Annotated in this window: 9 protein-coding genes; 7 read left to right on the top strand and 2 right to left on the bottom strand. The window is 26.0% G+C overall.

What is annotated here, in order from left to right:
- The first annotated feature begins 374 nt into the window (after positions 1 to 374).
- The 7 genes from T324_RS16365 (at position 375) to T324_RS0100050 (ending at position 6,448) form a co-directional block, all read left to right on the top strand.
- A complete protein-coding gene (locus T324_RS16365; RefSeq protein WP_028328402.1) occupies positions 375 to 560 on the top strand; it encodes a TetR family transcriptional regulator in 186 nt (61 codons plus the stop codon).
- Positions 561 to 880: 320 nt separating this feature from the next.
- Positions 881 to 1,108 carry a hypothetical protein gene (locus tag T324_RS18330; RefSeq protein ID WP_425387413.1) on the top strand — a complete coding sequence of 76 codons (228 nt, stop codon included), beginning with the start codon at positions 881 to 883 and terminating at the stop codon, positions 1,106 to 1,108.
- Between the two features lie 39 nt (positions 1,109 to 1,147).
- Positions 1,148 to 1,453 (top strand): hypothetical protein, encoded by a 306-nt coding sequence (locus T324_RS18325; RefSeq protein ID WP_245580586.1) that lies wholly within the window; start codon positions 1,148 to 1,150, stop codon positions 1,451 to 1,453.
- Positions 1,454 to 1,646: 193 nt separating this feature from the next.
- Complete coding sequence (locus T324_RS0100070; protein WP_028328401.1) at positions 1,647 to 2,786, top strand: RsiV family protein; 1,140 nt, start codon at positions 1,647 to 1,649, stop codon at positions 2,784 to 2,786.
- Positions 2,787 to 3,292: 506 nt separating this feature from the next.
- Positions 3,293 to 3,493, top strand: a complete 201-nt coding sequence (locus T324_RS0100060) for a hypothetical protein (RefSeq protein WP_156920125.1) — start codon at positions 3,293 to 3,295, stop codon at positions 3,491 to 3,493.
- Positions 3,486 to 4,868, top strand: a complete 1,383-nt coding sequence (locus T324_RS0100055; protein ID WP_038374904.1) for a hypothetical protein — start codon at positions 3,486 to 3,488, stop codon at positions 4,866 to 4,868. The genes T324_RS0100060 and T324_RS0100055 overlap by 8 nt, the downstream gene beginning before the upstream one ends.
- On the top strand, positions 4,865 to 6,448 hold the full coding sequence (locus T324_RS0100050) for a sulfatase-like hydrolase/transferase (protein ID WP_028328398.1): 1,584 nt from the start codon (positions 4,865 to 4,867) through the stop codon (positions 6,446 to 6,448). The genes T324_RS0100055 and T324_RS0100050 overlap by 4 nt, the downstream gene beginning before the upstream one ends.
- A gap of 29 nt (positions 6,449 to 6,477) precedes the next feature.
- Here the strand turns inward: T324_RS0100050 and uvrA are convergent, their stop codons facing one another.
- Positions 6,478 to 12,303 (bottom strand): excinuclease ABC subunit UvrA, encoded by a 5,826-nt coding sequence (gene uvrA, locus T324_RS0100045; RefSeq protein WP_028328397.1) that lies wholly within the window; start codon positions 12,301 to 12,303, stop codon positions 6,478 to 6,480.
- Positions 12,304 to 12,764: 461 nt separating this feature from the next.
- Positions 12,765 to 14,675 carry a methyl-accepting chemotaxis protein gene (locus tag T324_RS0100040; RefSeq protein WP_028328396.1) on the bottom strand — a complete coding sequence of 637 codons (1,911 nt, stop codon included), beginning with the start codon at positions 14,673 to 14,675 and terminating at the stop codon, positions 12,765 to 12,767.
- Positions 14,676 to 14,760 lie beyond the last annotated feature (85 nt).

Genomic DNA, 14,760 nt, shown 5'->3' with positions numbered 1-14,760 from the left:
ACTATCGACTATCGACTATCGACTATCGACTATCGACTATAATTTAAAATTTTTAAATATATTTTTTCTTAATATTAATTTTTACACCTGTAAAATATCTTATTTTCATAATAAATTCATGTCCCGTATTATAGAGATATTCTAAAACAAAAAATCACTAAAACCCTAATTTCATTTGTTTTAGAAAATTCCTGACAAATAATCTATAATACGGGGCGTCTTAAATAACTTGACATATTAATAAATACATACGATATTTATTATTGACTGACTAAGTTAGTCAATAAATTAATGAAAAAAATATCAATATACCAGAAGATAAAAAACAAGCTGTCATAAATGAATTCTCAAAACATGAATACAAACATGCCATATTGGAAAATATAGCCAACAATGCCAATATATCAAAATATTTGCTTTTACATCATTTTAATAACAAGAAGAATTTATATGCATATATTTATGATTATGTTTCTGAATATTTAGAAAACATGGTTGCAGATTCAGATTTTTATAAAATAACAGATTTTTTTGAACTTATGGAATATTCTTTCTTATAAAAAAGTAAAAAAAATAAAGTATTTAAAACAAAAAATGATGCTGTAAAATTTAATACTGAATTCTATTAAAAATAGAATATAAAAACATAGATAATAAATAATAATGAAAATAGTTATATAGTAAAAACAGTTTTGTATAATGATATAAAAGAATTATCAAATTATGATATTTTAGATATTAAATCTGTAAATCAGACATTAGAAGAATTATTTATGCATTTTTACTATTAAGAAGTAAATGGAGGAATTTATGATTAACTTTACTTTGTTAAAAAAAGAATTTAAATCAAATATTAATAATATTTATGAGCATATTATCAATGTTTGATCCTAAACTTGGAAAAAGTTTAAAGCTAATGTCTGAAATGTTTGCTTTATTTGGAATGAACAATTTTTCTTCTAATTTAATGGATTTCCTTATCAATTATTTATACTCATTTCTACTTATTGTACTACCATTAGTTTTTATAATAATTCTGGTGCACAGACTCATTATAAAATATATTGATATAGGAATAATAGTATATTTATTAGCAACTCCTAATTAAAGAATAAAAATAATATCAACTCAAATATTAAACGGCATATTGGAAATATTTTTATTAAATATATACATAACTATTTTATATATAATTATAAGCGAAGCAATATTTAAAGGAGAACTTGATATAATAAAACTTATAATAATTAATATAGGACTTTTTAGTTTATGGTTTGCATTTTTAGGAATATGCTTTTTAAGTTCTGTAATTTTTAATTCTTCATCTGTTTCTTTATGGGCAGGTTCAGCTTTTTATATGATTTCTATATTACTGCAAATGATATCAAGAGTAGGCGATAAAGCAGAAATATTTAAATATTTTAGTTTAATAACATTATTCAGTCCTTCATAAATACAGTACAGATTTTAATTTGTTTTTACTAGGAAGTATTTATTTATTTGTAATAGGAATCATTACATGCATACTCACAATATTTATTTTAAATAGAAGATATATCTGTATAAAATATTTTACATTAGAATGTAGTTTTTGTTATATTATAAGTATATTTTGGGAAGTAGTATAAATTTTAAAGAGGGTAAAAATGAAATCATTATTTTTAACGGCATTATGTAGTTTATTAATTTTTGTTTCATGCAGTAATTCAAATAATACTACACAAGAAACAGCAACTAACGCTAATACTGCAGATGTAACTACATTACAGCTTAGCGAAAATGAAAAAGCAAATAATTATGAAGTTGTATATTTAGTGGCTGATACTGGAGAATATATTAACTCTGAAATAGCACAGAATGAAAGCGGCAATTTCGGAGTAGTATATTACAGAGACATCAATCAAAATCTAAACACATTCAATGTTACAAAAGCAGGGGAGCTTGATGAGGGAAGTATTTCAGCAACTTCTTATGACAATAAAACATTAGAAGGAAATTTCCCAAGTACTGCATATCCTTTCACTGCCAAAATAGATGGAAAAGAAATGACTTTCAAAGCAGCAAAAACTCCTGTAACTGGTGCTAGAATAATTGAGTACACTTATTCAAATGTTTCTCCTGAATCATCAACTAATGGTCAAAGATTCTTCCAATTCAAAACAGCAATATTTGCTTTAAATAATGACAGCAAATCAGCTAACATAGATAAAATTAATTTAGACATAAATAAAGATTTTGGAATTACTGATGCAAGCACTTTCAATGATTTAACAAAATTATTAACAGCTCAAAGTTTAATAAGCAATAAAATGACTCCTATTTATGATGAATGGGTAAAGTCTGATTATATATCTCATATAGAAAATTATTCTTCTCAATTTGGTATAGACTATTTAAGCGAAAAAGTTGTATCTATAAATAAATTAGTTTATGAATACACAGGCGGTGCACATGGAAACTATGCTACAATAAATAGTGTATATTCATTGGAAACAGGAAATCAATTAAAAATAGCAGATTTAATAACAGACTTAAAAAATGCTGATTTACTTAATTTAATAAAAGATAAACTTGTAAAAATAGAAGGCAGAGATGCTAATTCTTATTTCGGATTAGATGAACTCACATTAGAAAACAACAATTTCTATTTGACATCAAAAGGTTTAGTATTTACTTGGGGAATATATGAAATCGGACCTTATGCAATAGGTGAAACTAGAGTATTAATACCAACAGAAGAAATCAAACCTTATTTAAAAGACGAATACAAAACAATATTTGAATAATAAAAATATTTATTTATAAAGTGTATAATATAGTAGTTATTATATAATTACTCTATTATATTTTTTATATAATCCTACAGTATTGTTTTTTTCAATAAATCCTTTAATCTTTAAAATTATTCTTTGAATGACTTTGATAAATTCTCAACCTTTTCTTTAATGCTTATAAAAGTTTATAAAAACCTTTATAAACTTTAACATTATAGTACAATGAATCTTCTATTTATATATAAAGTTAAATTTAGTAATCATTAATTTAATATTATAAATTTTATATAATTTGACTTTTTTAATAAATATAATATAATTAAAATTATGGTAATGATATTTAATTTTAAAAAGCAAGCAAGCAAGCAAGCAAGCAAGCAAGCAAGCAAGCAAGCAAGCAAGCAAGCAAGCAAGCAAGCAAGCATTCTATCATTAATTATAAATATAGGAAATCAAATCCTAACATATCTAATAATGATATGTTAGGATTTTTTATTTTAAATTTTCAGGATAAAATTATGGTACATAGAAAAACATTTAATTTTTTTATATTGATTTTATTTATTTGCTTATTGAATGTCAATGAATTACATCCCTATATAAATAAAGGTTCTGGAAGCGATTTTTTTCAATTATTTTTAGCATTTTTTGTTGCTATAGGAAATTTCTTTAAAAACATATTCTCAAAAAACAAAAAATCTGGTGATAAATATGAATAAGCATAAATCTTCATACAGAGATCCTAGCGGATTTATTTTTACAAAAGATAATATTATTTTTAGAGCAATAAATAATATATATAGAGAAAATTATATTTATTTTATGGAATCTGGTCTTTATAAAGAATTATGTTCTAAAAACTATATAATACCTCATGAAGAAACTGAAGAATTAAATAATATAATATCAGATGAAAATATATTCAAAATAATAAAACCTACAAAAATACCATTTATAACTTATCCTTATGAATGGTGTTTTTCTCAATTAAAAGATGCAGCTATACTAACATTAAAAATACAAAAAATTGCTCTAAAATATAATATGATACTAAAAGATGCCAGTGCTTATAATATACAATTCCTTGATGGCAAACCTATTTTTATAGATACTTTATCATTTGAAATGTATAATGGTGATAGTACTTGGATAGCATTCAACCAATTTACAAAACATTTTATAGTGCCATTAATATTAATGTCATATAAAGATATTAGATTAAATCAATTATTAATTTCAAATATAGATGGTATTCCTGTAGATCTAGCAAATAATATATTGCCAATTTCATCTAAATTAAATCAATTTGTATTTATGAATATAAAAATGCAAACTAAATTTCAAAAAAAATATGAAAATAAAGATCAAAATGTTGTTGAAAATAAAGATATTAATAATAATAAGGATAAATTAATTAATTTAAATATATATTTACAAGACAATTTAAATAAACTTAAATTGAAATTAAAAAATACAGAATGGGGAGAATATTATAGTGCTACAAATTATGATGATATATCGTTTCAGCATAAAAAAACTATTGTAGAGGATTTTATAAATATATCTAATCCAACTAGTTTATGGGACTTTGGTGCAAATAATGGGCTTTTTACAAGAATAGCAAGTAATAAAAACATAAATTCTTTGGCATTTGATATAGATCCTTTAGCATGTGAATTTAATTATAATAAAATAAAGGAGAATAATGAAAAAAATATATTACCTGTTCTTTTTGATCTGACAAATCCTAGTCCATCCATAGGTTGGGCAAACGAGGAAAGGGATTCCATATCTTCTAGAGATAAGCCTGATATTATAATGGCATTAGCTTTAATACATCATCTGGCCATATCTAATAATTTAAATTTTGACAAAATAGCAAATTATTTTTCTTCATTATCTAAAAAATTAATAATAGAATTCGTACCAAAAGAAGATTCACAGGTTCAAAAATTATTATTAACTAGAAAAGATATATACGAAGAATATAATATTGAACATTTTGAAACTTCATTCTCAAAATATTACAAAATAATAAACAAAAAAAATATTAATAATTCTAAAAGAACTATGTATCTTATGGAGAAATTATGACATTAATATATATATTATATCCATTTTTATTTTCTATAATCCCAATATTATTTTTATACCATCAAAATATAGTAGAAATAAGTAATAAATCATTAACAAGTATTCTAATAGGAATATCAATATTATATGCCGTACTATATTTAATACTTATAAATTTTTTTGAAATACATTTTACAAGTATAATTGTATTTAATTTTTTTATATATTTTTATAGCATAAAAAAAATAATATGGAAATCAATCATAGAACCTATAAAGAAAAAAGGTAGGGTATCTTTTTTTCATTGGTTATATTATTCATTAATATTGGTATTTACATATTTTTCTCTTTTTTACAAATTTAATTATAATATAATATCTATATTTTCAAAAATAATGCTTTTAGTATTCACATTTATTAATGTTGTGCTTATTTTTAATATAATAGCAGCCATAAAAAAATTACAAAAATATAATAATAATTTAAATTCAGAAACCAACTTCTTAAATGATAGCATTAATAATAATACATATCCAAATATATTTTTAATAATACCTGATTCATATCCTGGCAATGAATCTCTAAAAGAATATATTAATTTTGATAATATAGATTTTTTGAACTACTTAAAAGAAAAAAAATTTAATGTTTTTGATAAATCGTTATCTAATTATTGGTTTACACATTTTTCTGTTCCTTCAACATTAAATATGGATTATTTACATAATTGTTGTAATATCTCGGAAGATGGATTTATTAAACTAACTCCTGATGTAAAAAATGTATTTGAAAACAATAAAATTTTTGCATATTTAAAAAATAAAGGATATAAAATAATATCAATAGTATCCGAATGGGAAAATAATCAAGAATTAATAAAAACTAATTCTGAGCAATTATATTTTGGAAATAATACAAATTACAGCTTTCTTGTAACTTTATTTGATAATAGTTTATTATCATATTTATTTAAAATTTTAAAATATAAAAATAGAATAGAAGAAATTAATAATATTGTTAAATTTTTTCAATCTAAAAAAACAAATAAACAGCCAGAATTTATTTTTGTTCATATGTTAATGCCCCATCCGCCATTTATAATAAATAAAAATTTAAAATTAGATTATAAAAAAACTATATTATCCCAGAATTTCCAAGAAAGTTTTAAATCTTTATTAAAAAAAGAAAAACCAGAAGACATAATAAATCAAATAAAATATACAAATAAAATATTAGAATCTATAATAGAAAGTATTTTAGAAAAAGATAAAGATTCAATTATAGTAATACAATCTGATCACGGAAATCATATGTCTGAATTTTTTGGAAAAAAAGATAATTTTGAATATGAATATGACATAACATTTTTTAATATATTAAAATCAATATATTACAAAGGTGAAAAAATAGAATTTAATTCATTAACTTCTGTTAATACATTTAGAAATATATTTAATTTATGCTTTAATGATAATTTTGAAATTTTAGAAGATAAATTACAAATAAATGATCCTTCTAGCTGTACAGATACTCGTGTAGGTATAGGTATGAATATGAAATTCAATGAAATAGATGTAAAAGATGCAAATTTTTTTAACTAAAACTATAATGCATAATTTAATAATATAAATTATGCATTATGGATATACTTCCAAGTGTAGCCTTTTTTCATTTCCAAAATTTCTTCAACAGTACCTTTGGCAATGATTTCTCCTCCATTAGTACCGCCTTCTAATCCTAAATCAATTATGTAGTCGGCAGCTTTTATAACATCAGGATTATGCTCTATTATTATAACGCTATGTCCTTTCTCTACTAATTTATTTAATGCTATAAGGAGTTTATTAACATCATCAAAATGAAGACCTGTTGTAGGTTCATCTAATATGTATACTATATGCTCATCGCCTTGTTTTTTAGCTAACTCGGTTGCAAGCTTCAAACGCTGTAATTCACCACCTGAGAACGTATCAAGCCTTTGAGAAAGTTTTATATAACCAAGTCCAACCTCGCTCATTATAGAAAGTGTTTTAGTTACTGATTTGTCGAAGTCAAAAAACTCTATTGCCTCATCAACTGTAAGTTCTAATACTTCGGCTATGTTTAAAGATTTAAATCTTACGGATAAAGTTTCATCATTGTATCTTTTACCTCCGCAAGCCTCGCAAACAATTTCCATGTCGGATAAGAAGTGCATTGCAATTTTTCTTATTCCTTTACCTTCGCATATATTGCATCTTCCTTCTTTGCCGTTATATGAGAATCTACCTGGTGCGAATGCCTTTGCTTTTGCAGTTGGAGTTTTAGCAAATATATTTCTTATTTTATCAAACACTTTACTATAGCTTACTAATGTACTTCTAATAGAACCAACTATTGAAATTTGATCAACTAATATAGTATCCGAAACAATCTCAGGTATTTCAACACTTTCAAATTTTGAATATTGATTTAGTCTGCGTTTTTTTAGAGCAGGGTAGAGAGTGTCTATTATTAATGATGACTTACCGCTTCCAGATACTCCAGTAACAACTACTATCTTTTTTAATGGTATATCAACATCAATATTTTTCAAATTGTTTGTTGAAACGTTTTTTAATTTTATGCATTCAGTTTCTTCATTTCTTACAGCAGTTTTTTCAAATACTTTTTTTCTCTCGCTTAAATAATTTCCTGTAAGTGAATTATTATCTTTTAATATATCATCGTATTTACCTTGGAAAATTACTTCTCCACCGAAAGCACCAGCATAAGGCCCCATATCTACAATATTATCAGCAGCCTTCATCGTATCTCTGTCATGCTCTACTATTACGAGAGTATTTTTTAAATCTCTTAATTCTTTTAAAGTATCAAGCAAATGATTTGTATCTCTTGGATGAAGTCCTACAGTAGGTTCATCTAATACATAAAGTACACCTGTAAGTTTAGAACCCAATTGACTAGCAAGTCTTATTCTCTGTGCTTCACCACCTGAAAGTGTTGCATATTTTCTGCTTAAAAATAAATATCCAAGTCCTACTTTATCTAAGAAACTTAATCTTGTTCTTATTTCTTTTATAGCTTCTTTTGATATAGTGTTTTCTCTTTCTGTCAAAAGATTTGGAAGCTCATCAAAGAAATGAATATTTTCTTCAACTGTCATAGCACATACTTGGCTTATGTTTTTATTTTGTATAGTGTAAGATCTTATTATTTCGTTTAATCTTTCTCCATGACAAGAACTGCATTCTTCATCAATAAAGAATTTACCAAGAGATTGATCCTTCCATTCAGAATAATCTTCGCTTGTAACATCGTTATTAGAATGCCATGCAGTTATTACATTACCTATACAATAATCGCCTCCAAAAAATACTGTGTCTATAACTTTTTTATCTAATTCATTAAAAGGAGTTTCATATAAATCTTTTTTTGTTATTCCGCTTCTTCTCAAAAATCTAAATAAAGAATCTGTATAATGCTTTCCCTGAGTAGAAAACATATTATGAATGGCTGTATCTAATGCCCCATCAAATAAAGGTTTTGTGCTGTCCTTTATTGCTAAGTATATGCTGAATGTGGGTTTGCTTCCAAGTCCTTTACATTCTTCACAATATCCCCAATGCGAATTAAATGAAAAATGTCTTGGTGTAACTTCAAAATCAAATAAAATTCCATGAAGCAAACAAGCAGGAAATTTTGTATGGAAACTTTCTTTTACTATTATTCCATGAGAAGCTTTTATATGTGCTACTCCGTTTGATAAATCCATTGCTCTATCAATAGCATCCGCAATTCTAGCTCTTTTATCTTTTCCAACAACAATCCTATCAATTACTATACCTACAGAATATATTTCTTCTTTAGATAATTCTTTAATATCTTCTTCTGTAATATCATCTATAACATAATCATTGTTATTGATCTGCATTCTTACATATCCAGCTTCTCTGGTTTTTTCTATAATCTTTTTAATATCTTTTGCATCATTATCATCGAAAGTAAATCTATGATTAAATGAGCTATGATACAAAGGGGATATTATAACAAGTTTATGCTGCTCCATAGTATCAACAATTTCAGTTGCAAGTATAGAAGGAGTTTCAGCTTTTAAAGTATCTTTATCATTACAATGCGGACAATGAGGTTTAGCGAGTCTTGCAAAAATTAGTCTGAAATAGTCGTAAATCTCTGTAACAGTAGCAACTGTAGAACGAGGATTCCTGCTTACATTCTTCTGATCAATTGCAATTGCAGGAGCCAATCCTTCTATTTTTTCAACATTAGCATCTTCAAATCTTCCTAAAAATCTTCTTGCATAAGTAGAAAGTGATTCAACAAATCTTCTTTGACCTTCTTTAAATATAGTATCAAATGCTAGAGAAGTTTTTCCGCTTCCTGATACTCCTGTAATAACATTTATTTTGTTTTTTGGAAGTGTCAAGCTTATATTTTTAAGATTATGTTTATTGGCACCTTTTATTATTAATGAAGTATTTTCCTCTTTTTTTGTCTCTTCTGTTTTGATATTCTCTTTTTTCTTTTTTGAAGGCTTTAATATTTCTTTAAGTTCTTTTGCTGTGAGAGATTCTTTTACATTTATTATATCTTCGGGCTTACCCTCAGCAACAACTCTTCCTCCCTTATCTCCGCTTAAAGGTCCCATATCTATAATATAATCAGCACATTTAATAACGTCCAAATTATGCTCTACAACTAAAACAGTATTTCCTTTCTCAACAAGTCCATCTAACGCTTTTAATAATTTCTTTATATCCTCGAAATGAAGTCCTGTAGTTGGTTCATCTAATATATATAAAGTGTTTCCCGTAGATATTTTATGAAGTTCGCTTGCAAGTTTTATTCTTTGAGCTTCACCTCCTGAAAGCGTAGTGGAAGGCTGACCTAATTTAATATATCCAAGTCCAATATCTTCCATTATTTTTAATATTCTTGTAATAGAAGTTATACCATCAAAAAAAGCAATCGCTTCTGATACACTCATTTCAAGAACATCATAAATAGTTTTATCTTTATATTTAACATCTAAAGTTTCTGCATTAAATCTCTTTCCGCCGCATTCCTCGCAAGGCACTAATACATTAGAAAGAAACTGCATTTCTAATTCTATAACTCCAGCCCCTTCACAAGTAGGACATCTTCCAGTTTTCACATTGAATGAAAATCTTCCTTTATCGTATCCTCTCATTTTAGCAAGTTTAGTAGCTGCAAATAAATCCCTTATAGGAGATAAAACTTTTGTATAAGTTGCAGGGTTGCTTCTTGGTGTTCTTCCTATAGGAGACTGATCAACTTCTATAACTTTGTCAATATTTTCAAGTCCTTCTATTCTTTCATGGCTTCCCGGAGTTAGAGTCTTACCATAAAAATGATTATGCAAAGCACGCATTAAAATATTTTCAACTAAAGTAGATTTACCGCTTCCTGAAAGTCCTGTAACTACAATAAATAATCCCAAAGGAAATTGAACATCTATATTCTTAAGATTAAATTGATTAGCTCCTATTACCTTTAAAAACTTTCCGTTTCCTTCACGTCTTTGTTTAGGAATTTCTATATCATCATCACCGCGTAAATATTTAGCAGTGTATGATCTATCCGATTTTATAAACTCTTCATAATCACCAATGCCAACAACCTCACCTCCATTAACTCCGGCATTAGGACCTATATCGATTAAATAATCTGATTCCTCCATAGTTTCTTTATCATGCTCTACAACTATGACAGTATTATTTTTATCTCTTAATGTTTTTAATGATTCAATTAATTTTTTATTATCTGATTGATGCAAACCTATTGAAGGCTCGTCAAGTACATATAATACGCCTTCAAGTCCGCTTCCTATTTGTGATGCAAGTCTTATCCTTTGAGATTCTCCTCCTGAAAGAGTAGGAGAGGATCTCTCTACTGTTAAATAAGTTAATCCCACTTTAACTAAGAATGTTAATCTGTAAATAATTTCTTTTACTATAGGAGCACCTATCACTTCTTCATTTGGCTTCAATTTTAATTTAGTGAAATAATCATATAAATCTTCTATAGTCATTGAAGAAAAATCAGCTATAGTTTTTCCATTGAATTTTACTGACAAAGCATCTTCATTAATTCTTTTACCCTTACATTTAGGGCATTCTACTTCGTCCATAAAATTAGCATAATAGCTATTTTTATAAGTTTCATAATCGTATTTTAATCTGTCTAAAATTCCTGGTACTCTTTCTTCAACAAGTTTGCTATGATACCAAAATCTTTTTCTCCATTTTACTTCTTTATCAGTACCATAAAGTAAATATTTTCTTTCTGTTTTAGTTAAATCTTTCCAAGGCTTTTTTAAATCTATTTTATAAGTCTTTGCTATAACTTCAAGTTCATCAGTACCATATTCCATATCAAAACCAATATGATCATCTACGAAACAGGATAAAGCCCCTTCATAAATATTTAAATTTTCATCTTTTACAATATGTTTTTCAGTAAATACATGCTCAACTCCAAGTCCACCGCAAACTGTACATGCTCCCATAGGGTTATTAAATGAAAACAAATTAGGCTCAATATCAGCAATAGAGTGTCCGCAATTTGCACAAGATCTTTCAGTTGTGTACAATTTATAATATTTATCTATTTCAAACTGCTTACTCATTTTTATTTTTTTCTTTTTTGTTTTTGTATCTTCTTCAGCATTTTCTGGAGTTTCTGTTTCTAATACTTCCTCACTTTTTTCATGTTCTTCATAGAATGCCACTAAACCTTTTGTTATTCTTATGGCCCTTTCTATATCATCAGTAATTCTTGACAAGTATTTATCTTCAACTTTTATTCTATCAATAACTATCTCTAAAGTGTGCTTCTCATATCTTTTTAATTCTGGAATTTCATCTTCATCGAATTTATAAACTATATTATCGATTCTTATTCTAGGATATCCTGCAAGTTTTACTTCTTCAATTTCTTTTCTATACTCTCCCTTTCTATCTCTTACAATAGGGGCAAGAACAAGAATTCTTTTTTCTGCGAACTCTCTTAATACGCTTTGTGCGATTTGGTCTTCGCTTTGCTTAGAAATTTTATGTCCACATTTAGAGCAGTAAGGAACTCCAAGTCTTGCAAATAATAATCTAAAAAAGTCATAGATTTCTGTAACGGTACCTACAGTAGAACGAGGATTTTTATTTACGCTTTTTTGGTCTATAGAAATAGTAGGGGATAATCCTTCAATATGTTCAACATCAGCCTTAGCCATAACACCTAAAAACTGTCTTGCATAAGCCGACAATGATTCTAAATATCTTCTCTGTCCCTCTTTAAAAATAGTATCAAATGCAAGAGAGCTTTTTCCACTTCCTGATACTCCTGTCAATGTAGTTAGGGTTTTATGAGGTATTGAAAGCGATACATTTTTAAGGTTATGCTCTTTAGCACCTCTTATTTCTATAGAATTATTAGACATAAAAAATCCTTACAAAAAAGTTAAAATATTATAACATAAATTCTATATAAAAAAAGAGCTTATCGATATCAAATATTAATAGATAATTTTTATTATACATCCCACCCTTTAATATTTACTGCTTAAATTTGAACATAAAATTCTCTTATTCATTGAGGCCAAAAAAGAAAAAGCATGCCCGCCCAAGTGATTTTTAGATTTAAAATTATTACTAGAAAATAAAATTTAAAAATTTATTCACCGCACGCAGAGTCAAATAAAAAACAAGTATTATTTATAATTCAAATTTCACAAAATATAATAATAAGTTAACCGTGCGTTAAGAAGATTATAAATTTAATAAAAACTAGGGCGGGTATTCATATTTCTATTTAAATAAAAAATACAATTTATATTATAAGGCTAAAATAAAATTATAATACATATAGGTTAGTGTATATAAATAAAATACTATCAATAATCTACTTTTTAAAAAATGATATAGCCTCTTCTATATTAGAAGTATTTTGCTGCAAAGAATTAGATAAATTATTTAATGAATGTATAAACTCACCATTATTTTTAGTACCTTGTTCTATGTGAGCCATATTTTCATTTATTTTATTTATTCCTAATTCCTGTTCTTTTAAAGCTATTGAAAATTCATTAACAATTACAGACATTTCATCTATTTTATTTTTTATATCTTCAAATAATTTTTTAGATTCCATAGATGATTTTTCAGATTTTTTAATTTTTTCATTACTTTCATTAATTAGTTCTATAATGGATTTTACAGATACAGAAGAAGTTTGTGATAAAGCTCTAACCTCAGAAGCAACAACTGCAAAACCTTTACCCTGATCTCCAGCACGTGCTGCTTCCACAGATGCATTTAAAGCCAAAAGACCTGTCTGCATTGCTATATCTTCTATAGACTTAGTTATATTTCCTATTTTAGAAGAAACTTCAGATACTAGTTTAGCTGTCTCTGCTGTTTCTATTATACTCTCATATGCTTTATCAACCATATCTTTAGATTCTTTCATCATACTATCTATTTGAATTGAATTCATGCTTGTCTGCAGTATTGTAGAACTTATCTCTTCGGTTGAACTTGCTACAGACGCTATATCAATAATATTTTCCTCTGTTCTAGCAGATAATGTTGAGCCTCCCAATACTAATTCATTAACATTATCTCTTGTTTCATTAATACTTTTTTCTGCTATATCAATTATATCTCTAATTGCTCTTTTCATCTCTCTGAAAGTTTTTACTAATTCTCCTATCTCATCTTTCCTTAAATATTTATCAGGAATAGTACCAATAATAATATTTCCATTCGCTATTTTTTTAGCTTCATTAACTAATAAATTAAGAGGAGAAAGCATAGTCTTACTGTAAAAGAATAAAAATAAAGTAATAATTAATATTAGAACAATGGATACAATAATACTTATTATAATTAATGTATTGACATCTTTGAAAATTTCATTATTAGTATAACTTACAATCAAATACCAAGATGTATTTTTAATTGGTTTAAAAGAACATATATATTTAACTCCATCATCATTAACATACTTATAAGTACCATCTTTCTGTTCAAGTATATATTTTAAAAAAGAATCCTCTTTTGGTTTTCTAGTATCTTCTCTTCTCACATAAGAAGAATTATCAATCACATCACTTTGCAGCATATACAATCTATTGGTATCTGTATGTGCTATTATATTTCTATTTTTATCTATTATACATAATGTTCCATTATCTCCTATCTTTTTACCAGCTATATACTCCCTCAAAAATTTTCCCCAATTTATAGATGAATTTAATACTCCTAAAACTTTACCATTTTCATCTTTAATACCTTTCCAAATAACATATATAGGATTATTAATATCATAAAATGACGGCTGCACAAAATCTCTTCCAGCAAAATCATAACCTGTATTTGCAAATCTTTTCCAATCTTCCGAATCTTTCCCATAGTTTATATTTGAAAGTTTTCCCCCTACAGAATCTAAAAATATTTGAGCATTAAAATTTACTAATGAATAATTATAAAAAACTTCTGTATCTTTCACTTCTTCGGTAAATCTCTTTAATGAATTCTCAGCTAACAATTTATTTTCATCTGTTGGATTTTTTAAGAAATTTATTATATTAGTGTCTTTAGAATATATATCCATTACAAGATTTTTTTCTTCAAAATAAAGATTAATCATATCATTATATGATGATAAACTTGTATGAAGCGTTTTTATTGCTGTATTTTCTATAGAACTTACAGAAAATTTAATTATTATAGTTATTAATATTATTTCAACAATTATTAATAATATAGTTATAACAAATGGTATTTTAAATGATAGATTGTTAAATTTCATACCTAATTATTCCGCCATAATTTCTTAAAGATAATTTTTATTATATAGTATAAATTATTATATAATACTTTTTTATTATATCAAT

The organism is Brachyspira alvinipulli ATCC 51933, from assembly GCF_000518245.1.
Taxonomy (GTDB): Bacteria; Spirochaetota; Brachyspiria; order Brachyspirales; family Brachyspiraceae; genus Brachyspira; species Brachyspira alvinipulli.
Note: the sequence above shows the minus strand (reverse complement) of the source record. Positions and strands in the feature narration are given on the sequence as shown.